The organism is Sporosarcina gallistercoris (assembly GCF_050459885.1).
GTDB classification, from domain to species: domain Bacteria; phylum Bacillota; class Bacilli; order Bacillales_A; family Planococcaceae; genus Sporosarcina; species Sporosarcina gallistercoris_A.
This window is the reverse complement of record NZ_JBCMNO010000018.1, coordinates 91,262-106,526: the sequence shown is the minus strand read 5'-3', so window position 1 is coordinate 106,526 and position 15,265 is coordinate 91,262. Positions and strand designations below refer to the sequence as shown.

Here is a 15,265-nt window from a genome sequence, read left to right as displayed (position 1 = left end):
AAGGGATGAACGTGAGTGGATAACAAATACGAGCAATTGTTCGACCATGTCCGCCCTGCAATTGAAAGTAAGATGAACGAATTTCATTTTTATGGATATTCCACTGTAACTGAAGCGGATATTTGGAAATATTGCGTGCAAAAAAAGTGGCGTAAGCGAAATATCAGTGAAATGAGGACGTATGTACTGATCAACGATGTCATGGAGCTTACACCTGCTGAATATATGACCTACACACAAATAGAAGAACAGAGAAGCTCTGATTGGTTTTCAGACTTGAATAGTGACGAGCTGCAATTATTGCTTTCCCCTAAGAAGAATTCAGAAATTTAGATTTTAGTACGATAGCATTTGACACGGGAGACGCACTGTTTCATAATTGTTGTGTTGATGATTCTTCTTACATAACAACGTAATCAAAGTAATACCGCTTCACATATAGAGGGGGAAAATGGATCATGAAGAAAAGAGGAAGGCTGGTCGCCTTTTTACTGCTGCTCGTCATTTTTGCAGCAACAATCGGCAGTACAGCGAACCCGATTTTAAAAAATGTTAAGTTAGGTCTGGACCTGCAAGGTGGATTCGAAGTCTTGTATGAAGTCGAGCCATTGAAAACGGGATCGAACAATCAGAAGATTACTGAAGATGTCGTCGCGGATACTGCGAAAGCACTTCGTAATCGGATCGACGTACTCGGAGTCAGTGAACCGAGTATTCAGATTGAATCGAACAATCGGATCCGCGTCCAGCTTGCTGGTGTAGATGACCAGAAGAAGGCGCGTGAATTACTTTCGACTCAAGCGAATTTAACGTTCCGTGATGCGGATGATAAATTATTGCTTGACGGTGATGATTTAAAAGCAGGTAAAGCAAAGGCAAACTTCGGTGAAGGCGGCAATCCTGTCGTTACACTTGAAATGAAAGATCCTTCTAAATTTGCCGAAGTTACAGCTTCAGTCGCTGCAAAAGCTCCTGAAAATGTAATGGTCATCTGGCTGGACTTTGAAGAGGGCAAAGATTCCTACAAAGAAGAGATGAAAAAACCGGATCCACGCTTCATCTCTGCACCATCTGTACGACAGACGATCAATTCCTCAAACGTTGAAATTTCCGGTAGTTTCACAGTTGAAGAGACTAAAAATCTTGCAGGTATCCTGAATGCAGGGGCACTTCCGGTCCACCTTGAAGAGGTGTACTCGACATCGGTAGGTGCACAATTCGGTGAACAAGCATTGGATAAGACGATAACTGCAGGGATTGTTGGCGTTTCGTTGATCTTCCTGTTTATGCTCGTGTACTACCGTATTCCGGGATTAGTAGCGGTTATTACACTTTCTGTATATATTTTCTTGATCATGTCAGTCTTCACACTCATCAACGGGGTGCTGACGCTTCCTGGTATTGCGGCATTATTGCTCGGGGTCGGTATGGCAGTCGATGCCAATATTCTGACGTATGAACGGATAAAAGAGGAGCTACGGGTTGGCAGTTCCATAAAGACCGCGTTCACACGTGGGGCTAAGGAATCTTTCACTGCAATTTTAGATGCCAACGTTACTACTCTGCTTGCAGCGGTCGTATTGTTCATCTTCGGGACAAGCTCGGTCAAAGGATTCGCTACGATGCTCATCATCAGTATTGCTGTCAGCTTCCTAACTGCTGTATGGGGTTCCCGTTTGCTTCTAGGATTACTTGTTAACAGCGGAATATTCGACGGGAAAACAGGCTGGTTCGGTGTTTCTCCGAAACGCGTTCATCCGTTAGAAGATCACGTGGATACTCTCGAATTGACGACTAAGTTCGATCGTTTCGATTTTGTCCATAGCCGCAAACGATTCTATACTCTTTCGATCGTCTTGCTTATTGCAGGGATGATTGTCCTGGGAATCTTTAAATTGAACTTAGGAATTGACTTCTCTAGTGGGACGCGCGCGGAGATTCTTTCGGAAAGCCCGTTAACGAAAGAGGAAATCAGTACGTATTTGGAAGACATTGGTCATCCTACTGACGATGTCGTCATCTCCGGAGAAAAGAGCAACATTGGTGTTGCTCGATTCAAAGAGGAGTTCAGTCAAAAAGAAGTGAACGACATCAAGACTCAAGTTGCTGAAAAGTATGGTTCTGAACCGAACATTTCAACCGTATCTGACAAAGTCGGTAAAGAACTGGCGAAAAATGCGATTAAAGCATTACTGCTTGCAGCGCTTGGTATCATTATCTACGTAGCATTCCGTTTTGAATGGAGGATGGGAGTTTCAGCCATTATCGGACTGGTACATGATGCATTCTTCATGATTGCGATCTTCAGTATCTTGCGACTGGAAGTGGACATCACTTTCATTGCGGCAGTATTGACGATTGTCGGGTATTCCATCAACGACACCATCGTCACGTTTGACCGGATACGTGAAAATCTTCATAAGATCGGTCACTTGGATAATGAGAATGATTTGGCGGATATCGTCAACAAGTCACTTCGCCAAACGTTAGGGCGATCTGTGAATACCGTACTGACAGTTCTCATCGTTGTCGTCGCGCTCATTGCGTTAGGTGCAGAAGCCATCCGACCTTTCTCGATTGCATTGCTGATTGGTCTCATCGCAGGTACGTATTCATCGATCTACATTTCCGCTCAAATCTGGTTCGACTTGAAAAAGCGTGAAATCAAGAAACACGGTAAACTTAAAACAGTTAAAGAAAAGAAACAATGGGGCTCGGACGAACCCGTAGTATAATACGTTTCATCGACTCCTTTAACAGGTATACTCAGGTATACCTGTTTTTTTGTCTAGTTGCATAATTTGCAGGTGTAAGGAATCCTATTTCTATAGTTGCAGCTTATAAACAAAGGAGGAAGCCCTATGAAATCCCAATGGATGCTGGTTTTCGGATTATTATTCGCACTTATCATTGCAGTTTTTGCTGTATTCAATGTCGGCAAAGTACCAGTCGACTATGTTTTCGGGGAAGCGCACTGGCCGCTTGTTCTGGTCATTCTCGGATCCGCATTACTCGGGGCTCTCGCAAGTGGTCTCTTTACTGTCTTCCGTTCTGTCAGGACGAGACGTGAAGTCAGTGTTCTGCAAAGGCAGATCACTGAAAAAGAAAGTGTGATTGCCAATCAACAAAACGAAATTGCGATGCTTCAGAAATCACCCGGACTTGCAAATGAAGTAATGAACGATCAGTATGATGCTAATAAGTAATAGAGCGAGCGTCTTTGCAGTTACTGCAAAGGCGTTTTTTTTCGCATACTATCCTTTCGGAAATTATCTATTGCCGGTATACTATCAATGAGGAAGTGAATGAATTGATCAAATCAAATAAGAATTGGAAGATCCATAGACCTGACGAAGAGATAGTAAAAAACTTGATGGCAGAATTAAAGTTGCCATCCCTCCACGCGAAGATTCTGGTTTCCCGAGGTTTTCAGGATCCTGCGTCAGTCAAAAAGTTTCTAACGGCAGACGCCTCCGTTCTGCATGATCCATTTCTATTGTATGACATGGACAAAGCAGTCAGCCGAATACAAGCGGCTATCGAGAACAGTGAACACATTGTCGTCTATGGTGATTACGATGCCGATGGGGTGACCAGTGTTTCCGTCCTGACAACAGCTTTAGAAAGATTAGGTGCGGATGTCACCTTTGTTATCCCTAATCGATTCGAGCATGGCTACGGGCCCAACAGCGAGCTATTTCAGGAAATTGCGGATCTTGGCGCCTCTCTTGTCATCACAGTGGATAACGGGATTTCCGGCATTGAGCAGACGGCATTTGCCAAATCGATCGGACTCGATATCATCATAACGGATCACCACGAAATCGGTGAATCCTTACCTCAAGCAGATGCGGTCATCCATCCTCGACATCCTGAGGGAAGTTACCCGTTTGGAGAGCTTGCGGGTGTTGGTGTAGCATTTAAACTAGCGTCAGCACTTCTCGGTGAAGCGCCTCTTGACCTTCTGGAGTTTGCGGCAATCGGTACAGTAGCCGATCTCGTCCCGCTGTTGGATGAAAACCGGTACCTTGTGAAAGAAGGTATCCGCCGCCTCCGCATGTCGAGTCGTCCAGGGATCCAGGCCTTAGCGAAAATCGGCGGAACAGAACAGCGGCAATTCACGGAAGAGACGCTTGGGTTCATGGTTGGACCTCGTCTGAATGCTCCGGGACGACTTGGAGATGCAGACCCTGCTGTAGAACTATTGAAAGCGGAGGATAGCGCAGTTGCAACCGGAATCGCAAATGAGCTGGATCGTCTTAACAAAGAGAGACAGGCTCTCGTCAATGGAATCACAGAAGAAGCCCTCTCTATGATCGAGCAAGATTACGGGGCCGCCATACCCTATGTATTTGTTCTCGCTAAAGAAGGCTGGAACCCCGGCGTTATTGGGATCGTCGCTTCCCGATTGACTGAGAAGTTCCACCGGCCGTCCATTGTATTAGCTATCGATCCGTCTGCAAAAACCGCGAAAGGATCAGCCCGCAGTATCGATGGGTTCGACCTTTATCAGGAGCTCACGAAGAACAAAGAAATACTGCCCCATTTCGGAGGACACGCAATGGCTGCAGGGATGACACTTGCATTAGCGGATGTAGATGATTTGCGTGACCGCCTGAATAAGCAAGCAGCACAAATATTAACGGAAGAGCAGCTCATCGCGAATGTTCAAATCGACGTCCCACTGACAATCGATGAAATTGAAGTGGATGTATTGGAATCATTGGAACTGCTGCGTCCTTTCGGGATGGATTTCCCGAAACCGGTGTATATGGTTGAGCAGATCACGGTCGGTTCAATCCGGAAAATCGGATCTGCGAAAAATCATTTAAAGCTCGAACTGGAAGATGGTGCGAGCAAGTTGGATGCGATCAGCTTCGGGGCAGGAGATCTCGCCGATGAAATGACCCATGGCATGTCGCTCACTGTGACAGGTGACTTGCAAGTGAATGAGTGGAATAACTTTAAAAAACCGCAAATACTAATTCAGGACATCCGTTCCGATGAGCGTCAAGTATTCGATTTGAGAGGAATTCGGGATCCGCTTCGTTGGATTCATACAATACCGAAGGAAAATGCACTCTATATAGCGTTCCAACCTCAAACGAAAACCCACTTCCTGCCGATCCTTCAAGGGAGGGAAATCACCTTGTATGAGGACCGTCATTCTGTCGAAACTATAGACCACATTGTTCTGCTCGATATACCTGTACACCAAGAACAGCTCGCGTCGCTAATGAATGAGTATAATCCGGGACGAATATACGCGCATTTCTATGCTCCGGACTCACGCTATTTCGATGGCATCCCGGACCGGAAAGAGTTCGGATGGTACTTCAGCTTCCTGAAAAAACGCGTGACATTTGATTTATCCTCACAAGCGGAGCAGTTGGCGAAACACAAAGGTTGGAAATTAGACACGATTTATTTCATGTCCAAAGTGTTTTTTGATTTAGGATTTGTTAAGATAGAAAATGGTGTGGTTACTATCGAACCGACAGCAGGTAAGAAAGATCTTGCCGAAGCACCTGCTTATCAAGAACGGAAAAGCCAGATTGAAATGGAAGAACGGCTGCTGTATGCTCCTTACCATGAGCTCAAACTATGGTTTCAAAAGGTGCATCAGGAGATAGCCGTCAAGGAGGAAACAGTATGGACTTGAAACAATTCGTAACAGTTGTTCCAGATTATCCAAAAAAAGGGATTAGCTTTAAAGATATTACGACCATCATGGATAATGGTGAAGCCTACAAATATGCGACTGATCAAATCGTGGAATACGCAAAAGAGATGGGTGCGGAACTGATTGTTGGCCCTGAAGCACGGGGGTTCATCATCGGTTGTCCGGTTGCCTATGCACTTGAAATCGGTTTTGCACCGGTTCGTAAACCAGGGAAATTACCTCGCGAAACGATTGCTGTCAACTATGACTTAGAGTATGGTGTAGACCAATTGACGATCCATAAAGATGCCATTAAACCAGGACAGCGCGTTCTTATTGTGGACGACCTTCTGGCTACTGGCGGAACAGTTGGAGCGACAGTCGAACTTGTTGAAAAACTAGGCGGCGTCGTTGCAGGATGTGCATTCCTCATTGAACTCACGTACTTGGATGGTCGTCGGAAGTTGGAGAACCATAACATTCGCTCTCTTATGAAATACTGAATTCTTTCTCCTCCGCATTTTTCGCGGGGGAGTTTTTTGTCATCATCCTATTGCACAAAAACACAATTCGACATGTTTTCGACACAGTGGCAAAACTCCTTGAATTCATTTCTTTACAAATCTTCTATTTTCGCCATACAATAGAGGTATGTTTATTTTTTCGGAAATCGATTGAAAGAGGTGAGAGAATGGCTAAAAGTCAGGATTTGACGGCAGAGGATATCTTTGAACTAGTCGGTTCGTACATGAATAACGAACACGTCGCGTTTGTCGAAAGAGCGTACGACGCTGCAAAGAGAGCGCATGAAGGTCAGTTCAGAAGTTCTGGAGAACCTTACATTCTCCATCCAGTGCAAGTAGCTGGAATTCTTGCGGAACTTCAGATGGACCCTTCGACAGTAGCTGCAGGATTTTTGCATGACGTGGTGGAAGATACGGAAATCGGAAGAGAGGACATCGTTCGGGACTTCGGGGAAGAAGTCGCGATGCTTGTCGATGGCGTCACCAAACTGGAGAAGTTGAAGTTTAAAACAAATGAAGAAAAACAAGCTGAAAACCACCGTAAAATGTTTATTGCAATGGCTCAGGACATTCGGGTCATTCTAATAAAATTGGCGGATCGTTTGCACAATATGAGGACATTAAAGTATGTAAAAGAAGAAAAACAACGTAGGATTTCTGCAGAAACCCTTGAAATATTTGCACCTCTTGCGCATCGACTCGGAATATCTGCGATTAAATGGGAGCTAGAAGACATCGCCCTTCGCTATTTAAACCCTCAGCAATATTACCGCATCGTCAACCTCATGAAACAGAAACGCGTAGAACGTGAAAATTACTTGAAAAATGTAATGGAACAAATTAATAACGAAATTGGAACGATGGACATTCACGCAGATTTGTCTGGCCGTCCAAAACATTTGTACTCGATTTACCGCAAAATGGTGTTGCAGAAAAAAGAATTCAACGAAATTTACGATTTACTGGCAGTCCGTATCGTCGTCGGCAGCATCAAAGACTGCTATGCGGTTCTGGGTATCATCCATACGCTCTGGAAGCCGATGCCTGGCCGTTTTAAAGACTACATTGCCATGCCGAAGCAAAACTTGTATCAATCCTTGCATACGACCGTGGTCGGCCCCGCTGGAGACCCGCTGGAAGTGCAGATCCGTACGGAAGAGATGCACAAGATCGCTGAATTCGGGGTTGCTGCACACTGGGCATACAAAGAGGGGATTACGGCGGATCATCCTGACACAATCGACTCGAAACTGACTTGGTTCCGTGAAATCTTGGAAATGCAGAACGAATCATCGAATGCGGAAGAGTTCATGGAGTCACTGAAATTCGATTTGTTTTCGGACATGGTTTACGTGTTCACACCTGAAGGTGATGTCATCGAACTTCCTAAAGGTTCCATTCCCATCGACTTTGCCTATCGTGTCCATTCCGAAGTGGGGAACCGGACAATCGGTGCGAAAGTGAATGGTAAAATGGTTCCTCTTGAGACCGAATTATTTACAGGCGATATCGTAGAAGTGTTAACGTCTAAACAATCGTTTGGACCAAGCCGTGATTGGTTGAAAATCGCCAATACCTCTCAAGCACGTAACAAGATCCGCCAGTATTTTAAAAAGCAATTGCGAGAAGAGAATATTTATCGTGGAAAAGAATTGCTTGAAAAAGAAGTCAAGCAACAAGAATATGTGCTGCGTGAAGTCGTCACAGCCGAGAGTTTGCGGCGCGTGATCGATAAATACAGCTTTACATCTGAAGAAGATATGTATGCAGCAATCGGGTCAGGCGGAATTACCGCACAGCAAGTCGTCAACCGTATGACAGATAAGATCCGCAAAGAACGGGAGCAAAAAGACGCGATAGATAAGATCGTTTCCGAGATAAAGATCCAGCCGCCTCAGCCGATGACTGAATCGGGCGTGGTTGTCAAAGGGCTGGAAAACCTTCTTATCCGATTATCCAAATGCTGCAATCCCGTTCCTGGTGATGAAATCGTAGGGTTCATCACAAAAGGACGCGGCGTATCGGTTCACCGAGTCGATTGTCCGAATATCCATGCAGAAGGTGAGCAAGAGGATCGTTTGATAGATGTCAACTGGGCCGTATCGGGAACTGAGAGCGTCAAGAAGGAATTCCAGGTGGATATTGAAATTACAGGATATGATCGCCAAGGTTTGTTGAACGAAGTGATGATGGCGGTAGTGGATACAAAAACGCCGATCGTAGCCGTTTCAGGAAAAGCTGACCGGGTAAAAATCGCTCACATCAGTATGTCCATCAAGATTACCGATTTGCTGCACTTGCAACGCATTGTCGATAAAATCAAGCAAGTTCGGGACATCTACTCCGTTCAACGAATTATTAACTGAAAAAGAGGTGTCGTCTATGAGAGTGGTGCTTCAGCGTTCCAAGAAGGCCTCAGTGTCAGTCAATGGCATAGTTGCAGGTTCTATCGATCAGGGCTATGTCCTGCTCGTAGGGCTGACACATACTGATACAAAAGAAGATGCTGTTTATGTTGCAAAAAAGATTGCAGGGCTCAGATTGTTCGAGGATGAAGACGGGAAGATGAATCGCTCCATCGATGAAACAGGTGGGGCTATTCTTTCGGTATCCCAATTCACCCTTTACGGGGATACGCGCAAAGGGAGACGGCCAAGCTTTATAGAAGCAGCGAGACCGGAAGCGGCAGAGCCCCTCTATAATTATTTCAACGAACAGCTCCGTTCGTATGGGTTAACGGTGGAAACAGGTGTCTTCGGTGCGATGATGGATGTCGAACTCCTCAACGATGGCCCGGTTACAATAATTGTTGAATCCAAATGAAAAACGTCCGCTGCGGCCAAAGGATTGGCGTGCAACGGACGTTTTTTCAGTTTGTGTCAAAATAATGGAGAAGTCCTTTGTAAATTCCTTGGGAAGCTTGTTCCCGGAAGTATGAACTCGTCAATACCCGTTCTTCAGATGAATTCGACAAAAATCCTAATTCAATCAGAACGGCGGGCAATCTGTTTTCACGGAGGACCAAGTAATCTGCTGGCTGCGTTCCCCGGTTCGGCAAATCAATGGTACTTGAAAGTCCTTCATTAACGGATTGTGCAAACGCTTGTTGGGCAGACTGTGTGTAATAGGTAGTGAACCCTGTAATCGATCGATCAGGATTCGCATCATAATGCAGGCTGACGAACACATCTGCGTCTTCTTCGTGAGCTATGGATGTCCGTTTGCGGAGTGAAACGTAGGAATCCGAATCTCGTGTCATGATGACTTTAGCCCCGGCATCTTTCAATTTACCTGCAAGGAGTTCAGCCGTTTGTAAAGTAAGGTCCTTTTCATCTGATCCGCGTGTTCCTGTTGTCCCCCGGTCATTTCCGCCATGACCCGGATCGAGAGCAATGGTAATGCCTTTCAAAGTTCCAGGAATCCGCTTCGGTTTTTTAGTGGCAGCATTCGCAGAACTGGCAGATGTTTCTGCAGAATTCACAACCCACTCAGCGACATAAGCTGTGCCCCCATCTGAGAGTTGGATTTCATACCAGTCATCCTTCTTCTCGACCACCTGGAACACATCACCGGCGTCTGCACGTAAAGCAACGTCAGAGGCTGTTGTGGGTTCTACACGTACGTTTGTGCCGTTCGTGACAATCGAGACAGTCTTTCCGACGGTATTTGAATTGTCGGAGGACTTCGAGGACTTGCTTGAAAGTTCGCCATGGAAAGCATACACCCATCCAGACTTTTTGCCATCCAATGAAATCTTGACCCAATTGCCGTCAATTTTTTCAATGGGGTACGTGTCGTTCTTGCTGACAGTCCCGATCCGCTTTGATGTCTGATCAGGCTTCTTTCGGACATTCAATCTATCCACGATTACAGTAAACGAATTGGCATCCGTAACTTTAGGTTTTTCGGACTCGGATGCACCCAGTTTTTGGCCTTCCTCCACTTCAGTTATGTATGTCGTATGGACCCATCCTTCCATGCCATCAACGATAATTGACGCCCATTCCCCTTGGTATTCAACCAGTTTAGCAAGGTCACCGGAGCGTAATTTCCCGATAGCTGCAGATGTAATCGACGGTGACGACCGGATATTCAGCGAATCGACACGTGAGACGATGGTTTTGTTTTCATTGGATCCGCTATCGTTGGACTTAGTAAGCCAAGAAGCAATCCATCCGGTTTCACCATCAACCGAAATTTGCAGCCAATCATCAGAACGGTCAAGGACTTCCAATTTTTGTCCGTCTTTCAGCTTTCCTATCAAAGAATAGGTGAGCCCTGGCCCGGAACGCACATTTAACGTAGGAGAATCGACAATGACCGTTTGTCCTGAAGATTCTGCAGTTGCTAGCCGCGCATCTAGTAAGGTAACCGATAACAACAGGATAGCGGCTACGAGTTTGGCAAGTCTCGCCATTTCATCACTCTCCTTTCTCATTATTGTAAAAGAGATTGTCGAAAAAGACTAGAGGAAATGAAAAAGGTTGACACATTTGCTTCAGATGGTACTATTATTGTTAACTGCATGAAGAATTCATGTCGATGACTTGGAAAGTACTCAAGACTGTAGCTGAACAGAGAAGGGCGGACGTGGCTGAAATCCCCCTGCAGACCAACTTGACGAACAACACCAATGAGACTCTTTACTGAAACGCCCGAGTGGCATACTAGGTAAAGACGGAGCCGGCCGTTACCCGGATACGAGTGGACGTCCTTGACGTCAATTTGGGTGGAACCGCGGAAGCTGATACAAGCTCTCGTCCCTTGCATACGCAAGGGGTGGGAGCTTTTTTGTATTTCCGTTGAATTGAAACAGATGAGAGGGGTTTAGCAATGAAGTTTAAAGTGCCAAGAGGAACACAAGACATTCTGCCAAGCGAATCATGGAAGTGGCAAAAAGCGGAACAACTGATCAGGGAAACATGTGAAGTCTATCGTTATTCAGAAATTCGCACACCAATGTTCGAACAGACGGAACTTTTCCAGCGGGCAGTAGGGGATACAACCGATATCGTATCAAAAGAGATGTATACGTTCAAAGACCGCGGGGACCGTTCCATGACACTGCGTCCTGAAGGGACGGCACCTGTTGTCCGATCATTCGTTGAACACAAAATGTTCGGCTGGGTGGACCAACCTGTAAAATTATACTACATTGAGCCGATGTTCCGTTACGAGCGTCAACAAGCTGGACGCTATCGCCAATTTGTTCAATTCGGTACAGAAGCGATCGGTAGTGCTGATCCGGCAATCGATGCTGAAGTGATCGCACTTGCTCTTGAAGTCTACAAGCGGGCAGGTCTGAAGGACATCAAGCTGGTCTTGAATTCCCTTGGAGACAAAGAATCGCGTATAGCCCACAGAGATGCTCTCGTTGCACACTTCACTCCTCATATTGACGAGTTCTGCAGTGATTGCCAAAACCGTCTGGAGAAAAATCCTTTACGAATCCTGGATTGTAAAGTGGACCGGGAGCACCCGCTCATGAAAACAGCTCCATCGCTTACAGACTACTTGAATGATGAATCACGGGCGTACTTTGAAGCATTGAAGGAATTGTTGACGATAGCGGGAATCTCCTATGAACTGGATCCAAATCTTGTAAGAGGTCTCGATTACTATAACCACACCGCCTTTGAAATCATGAGTACAGCACAAGGCTTCGGAGCCATCACGACACTTTGTGGCGGAGGCCGCTATGATGGACTATCTGAAGAAATCGGCGGACCACCAGCTCCAGGTATCGGCTTTGGTATGAGTATCGAACGTCTGCTGCTAGCTCTTGAAGCGGAACAAGTCCCACTGGCAAATGACGATGAGCTTGACGTATATGTCGTGACGCTTGGTGAAGCAGCGAAAAAACAAGGATTCCATATACTCCAACAGTTGCGGTCAGCGGGCATCCGAGCGGACATGGACTATCTGGATCGGAAGATGAAAGCGCAGATGAAGTCTGCAGACCGACTGCAGTCCAAATGGGTAACGGTGATCGGGGAAGAGGAAGTCGAACAGCAGATTGTCCAACTTAAAAACATGGCGGAGGGAACGCAACAATCCGTATCCGTCACAGAACTAATTGAACTTATTAAAGGCTAATTGAAGAGAGGCAGTGTTGAATGATGCAGCGTACACAATATTGTGGAGAACTAAATGAGCAACATATCGGTCAGAAAGTAACATTAAAAGGGTGGGTTCAAAAGCGTCGTGACCTCGGAGGACTGATCTTCGTCGATATGCGGGACCGAACAGGAATCGTACAAACGGTTTTCAATCCTGCGATTTCTGAAGAAGCGCTCGCTATCGCTGACAAACTCCGCAGCGAATTCGTCATTTCAATTACAGGCAGTGTAGTGGAACGGGAAGAACGGACGAAGAACAAAAACTTGAAAACTGGCGCAATCGAAGTTCAAGTGTCAGAACTCACAATTATCAATGAAGCAAAAAACCCTCCGTTTCTAATTGAAGATGACACGGACGTCAGTGAAGAGTTACGTTTGAAATATCGGTACTTGGATCTCCGCCGTCCACAATTAGCGCGTACATTCAAAATGCGATCTGATATTACAAAGACCGTCCGTAACTTTTTGGATGGAGAAGGTTTCCTGGAAGTGGAGACACCAATTCTGACAAAATCCACACCTGAAGGCGCTCGTGACTATCTCGTACCAAGTCGCGTTCACGATGGGGAGTTCTATGCGCTTCCACAATCACCTCAGCTTTTCAAACAGATGCTGATGGTGTCAGGATTTGACCGGTATTTCCAAATCGCCCGTTGTTTCCGTGACGAAGACTTGCGTGCAGACCGCCAGCCTGAATTCACCCAGATTGATATGGAAATGAGTTTCATGTCCATCGAAGAAATTATCGAGTTAAATGAGCGTCTCATGCAAAAAGTAATGAGAGATGTGAAAAACGTTACGATTGACGGACCGTTTAAACGGATAACGTATACGGATGCGATGAATCGTTATGGATCCGATAAACCGGATACACGTTTCGAGATGGAACTCATCGATGTTTCTGAAGTTGTCCAAGAAACAGCATTTAAAGTGTTCACTGGTGCATTAGAAGCTGGTGGCCAAGTGAAACTGATCAACGTAAAAGGCGCCGCACCAGATTATTCCCGAAAGGATATCGATGGCTTTGGTGAATTTGCAGCAGTTTACGGTGCAAAAGGTTTAGCTTGGTTGAAATGTGAGGAAGACGGCTTGAAAGGTCCGATTTCAAAATTCTTTGAAGGCGAAACAGCAGAAGCACTTAAAACAGCTGCAGATGCACAACCAGGTGACTTGTTATTATTCGCTGCTGATAAAAAGTCAGTTGTTGCAGATACACTTGGGGCGCTCCGCATGAAGTTCGGCCGCGAACGTGGTCTTATCGATGAGTCCCTTTATAACTTCCTATGGGTCACAGAATGGCCATTGTTCGAATACGACGAGGAAGATGGCCGTTATTATGCAGCACACCATCCATTCACAATGCCTGCTGATGTGGAAGAGCTCGTATCCAGCCCGGAAACAGTCAAAGCACTTGCATATGACTTGGTTCTAAATGGCTACGAATTAGGCGGAGGATCTCTTCGGATTTACGAACGTGACGTCCAAGAAAAAATGTTCAAAGCACTCGGATTTACAGACGAGCAAGCGCGCGAGCAATTCGGTTTCTTGCTCGATGCATTCGAATATGGAACTCCACCACACGGCGGAATCGCATTCGGTCTCGACCGTCTTGTCATGTTGCTTTCAGGTTCTACTAATCTGCGCGATACGATTGCATTCCCGAAAACGGCAAGTGCAACCGACCTGTTGACGGCAGCGCCAGACGCGGTTGACCCGAAACAACTGAAGGAACTGCACATCCAATTAGCTAACGAACAAAAATAGGGAATTAGGACTTTTCTGAATTAAATAGATAATTTCTTATTCAAATTATTGAATCTCGTGAAGTCGTATGATATGATACATCTAACAACAAATCCTGAGGTGTTCGTTATTTGCCAGACAGTTTTGACCGAACACTTCAATCGTCGGGAGTTTAGATTCTCCTCATGATGACATGCCTGTCATGGGACCTCAGAAGTGAGAAGATCGGACACCCACCTGCATCGTGCGGGTTCAAAACGATATTACAAAGACGGCACATTCGGGATTTGTTTCTTATGTGAATGTTCACCTCTCGGCAATCTTGCTGAGAGGTTTTTATTCGTCGAATCCTGAAAAGAAAGGTTGTTATCACATGCTGAATCAGTTTTCAAGAAACGAATTATCCATTGGTAAAGAAGGCGTCAAGCGAATGAGCGATACGACTGTCGCTATACTAGGAGTTGGCGGAGTAGGTTCTTTTGCTGCGGAAGCCTGCGCACGAAGTGGTGTTGGGAAAATTATATTAGTGGATAAAGATGATGTCGATATTACGAATATCAATCGGCAATTAGTTGCGTATTTATCTACAGTGGGGCGTTCAAAAGTGGAAGTGATGGTCGAGCGCATCCAAGATATAAATGACAAGTGTGAAATTGTACCGCTACATATGTTTTATACGGAAGAGACCGCAGAGCGCTTTTTTGAACAGAAGCCGGACTACGTGATTGATGCATCGGACACAATCAGCTATAAGATCCATCTGATTGAACAATGTCATAAGCGGGGCATCAAAATTATTTCAAGTATGGGTGCTGCGAACAAAATCGATCCGACCCGTTTCCAGATTGCGGATATTTCTAACACACACACAGATCCGATTGCAAAAGTGATCCGCACGCGTTTGCGCAAACTTGGTATCCATAAAGGGGTTCCAGTCGTATTTTCGGATGAAAGTCCTATCATTGTACGGCCTGACGTCGTAGAAACGGTAGGGAAGCCAGACGCTGAAATCCGGAAAGCGAAAATGCCCCCAGCATCGAATTCCTATTGTCCATCTGTAGCAGGACTCGTCTGTGCAAGTTGGGTGTTGAATGACATCACTGCAGATATCCCTTTGGAACGCGTGAGTGACGCGAAGAAGTAATTGGTTCATGGGGAATGAATAACAGAAGGAAACGCTCATAAACCGTGAAAAATGATCATAAACAAAAGAAAGC

The 15,265-nt window shown here is 45.6% G+C and carries 11 protein-coding genes, 1 other RNA gene and 1 other annotated feature; of the genes, 11 read left to right on the top strand and 1 reads right to left on the bottom strand.

The annotated features are described in order from the left end of the window. The first annotated feature begins 15 nt into the window (after positions 1 to 15). The 7 genes from ABE021_RS11150 (at position 16) to dtd (ending at position 9,009) form a co-directional block, all read left to right on the top strand. On the top strand, positions 16 to 333 hold the full coding sequence (locus tag ABE021_RS11150; protein ID WP_430288748.1) for a post-transcriptional regulator: 318 nt from the start codon (positions 16 to 18) through the stop codon (positions 331 to 333). Between the two features lie 125 nt (positions 334 to 458). Further along, a complete protein-coding gene (secDF, locus tag ABE021_RS11145) occupies positions 459 to 2,735 on the top strand; it encodes a protein translocase subunit SecDF (protein WP_430288747.1) in 2,277 nt (758 codons plus the stop codon). 126 nt (positions 2,736 to 2,861) lie between these two features. After that, positions 2,862 to 3,206, top strand: a complete 345-nt coding sequence (locus tag ABE021_RS11140) for a LapA family protein (RefSeq protein WP_430288746.1) — start codon at positions 2,862 to 2,864, stop codon at positions 3,204 to 3,206. Positions 3,207 to 3,310: 104 nt separating this feature from the next. Next, entirely contained in the window at positions 3,311 to 5,662 is a 2,352-nt protein-coding gene (gene recJ / locus ABE021_RS11135) for a single-stranded-DNA-specific exonuclease RecJ (RefSeq protein WP_430288744.1), read from the top strand. Continuing rightward, on the top strand, positions 5,653 to 6,165 hold the full coding sequence (locus ABE021_RS11130; protein WP_191689504.1) for an adenine phosphoribosyltransferase: 513 nt from the start codon (positions 5,653 to 5,655) through the stop codon (positions 6,163 to 6,165). The genes recJ and ABE021_RS11130 overlap by 10 nt, the downstream gene beginning before the upstream one ends. 188 nt (positions 6,166 to 6,353) lie before the next feature. Beyond that, complete coding sequence (locus ABE021_RS11125; RefSeq protein WP_430288743.1) at positions 6,354 to 8,552, top strand: RelA/SpoT family protein; 2,199 nt, start codon at positions 6,354 to 6,356, stop codon at positions 8,550 to 8,552. Between the two features lie 16 nt (positions 8,553 to 8,568). Next, the gene (gene dtd / locus ABE021_RS11120; protein WP_430288742.1) at positions 8,569 to 9,009 is read left to right on the top strand and encodes a D-aminoacyl-tRNA deacylase; all 441 of its coding nucleotides are present in this window, start codon (positions 8,569 to 8,571) and stop codon (positions 9,007 to 9,009) included. 46 nt (positions 9,010 to 9,055) lie between these two features. Here dtd and ABE021_RS11115 read toward each other — a convergent pair whose 3' ends face one another. Beyond that, the gene (locus tag ABE021_RS11115) at positions 9,056 to 10,603 is read right to left on the bottom strand and encodes an N-acetylmuramoyl-L-alanine amidase (protein WP_430288740.1); all 1,548 of its coding nucleotides are present in this window, start codon (positions 10,601 to 10,603) and stop codon (positions 9,056 to 9,058) included. Between the two features lie 116 nt (positions 10,604 to 10,719). After that, positions 10,720 to 10,954: a binding site (T-box leader), on the top strand. A 65-nt stretch (positions 10,955 to 11,019) separates the two neighbouring features. Here ABE021_RS11115 and hisS point away from each other — a divergent pair. The 4 genes from hisS (at position 11,020) to ABE021_RS11095 (ending at position 15,192) form a co-directional block, all read left to right on the top strand. Next, complete coding sequence (hisS, locus tag ABE021_RS11110; RefSeq protein ID WP_430288739.1) at positions 11,020 to 12,282, top strand: histidine--tRNA ligase; 1,263 nt, start codon at positions 11,020 to 11,022, stop codon at positions 12,280 to 12,282. Positions 12,283 to 12,302: 20 nt separating this feature from the next. Further along, positions 12,303 to 14,069: an aspartate--tRNA ligase gene (gene aspS, locus ABE021_RS11105; RefSeq protein ID WP_430288737.1), complete on the top strand. Its 1,767-nt coding sequence runs from the start codon at positions 12,303 to 12,305 to the stop codon at positions 14,067 to 14,069. Positions 14,070 to 14,157: 88 nt separating this feature from the next. Further along, a non-coding RNA gene (gene ssrS / locus ABE021_RS11100) (6S RNA) lies at positions 14,158 to 14,339 on the top strand. Between the two features lie 82 nt (positions 14,340 to 14,421). After that, positions 14,422 to 15,192 carry a tRNA threonylcarbamoyladenosine dehydratase gene (locus ABE021_RS11095; RefSeq protein ID WP_430288735.1) on the top strand — a complete coding sequence of 257 codons (771 nt, stop codon included), beginning with the start codon at positions 14,422 to 14,424 and terminating at the stop codon, positions 15,190 to 15,192. Positions 15,193 to 15,265 lie beyond the last annotated feature (73 nt).

What these genes read in the sequence shown, in the direction of transcription:
- ABE021_RS11115 (WP_430288740.1), bottom strand. Translation starts at nt 10,603, where the DNA reads ATGGCGAGACTTGCCAAACTCGTAGCCGCTATCCTGTTGTTATCGGTT.
- secDF (WP_430288747.1), top strand. Translation starts at nt 459, where the DNA reads ATGAAGAAAAGAGGAAGGCTGGTCGCCTTTTTACTGCTGCTCGTCATT.
- ABE021_RS11125 (WP_430288743.1), top strand. Translation starts at nt 6,354, where the DNA reads ATGGCTAAAAGTCAGGATTTGACGGCAGAGGATATCTTTGAACTAGTC.
- aspS (WP_430288737.1), top strand. Translation starts at nt 12,303, where the DNA reads ATGATGCAGCGTACACAATATTGTGGAGAACTAAATGAGCAACATATC.
- dtd (WP_430288742.1), top strand. Translation starts at nt 8,569, where the DNA reads ATGAGAGTGGTGCTTCAGCGTTCCAAGAAGGCCTCAGTGTCAGTCAAT.
- hisS (WP_430288739.1), top strand. Translation starts at nt 11,020, where the DNA reads ATGAAGTTTAAAGTGCCAAGAGGAACACAAGACATTCTGCCAAGCGAA.
- ABE021_RS11140 (WP_430288746.1), top strand. Translation starts at nt 2,862, where the DNA reads ATGAAATCCCAATGGATGCTGGTTTTCGGATTATTATTCGCACTTATC.
- ABE021_RS11130 (WP_191689504.1), top strand. Translation starts at nt 5,653, where the DNA reads ATGGACTTGAAACAATTCGTAACAGTTGTTCCAGATTATCCAAAAAAA.
- ABE021_RS11095 (WP_430288735.1), top strand. Translation starts at nt 14,422, where the DNA reads ATGCTGAATCAGTTTTCAAGAAACGAATTATCCATTGGTAAAGAAGGC.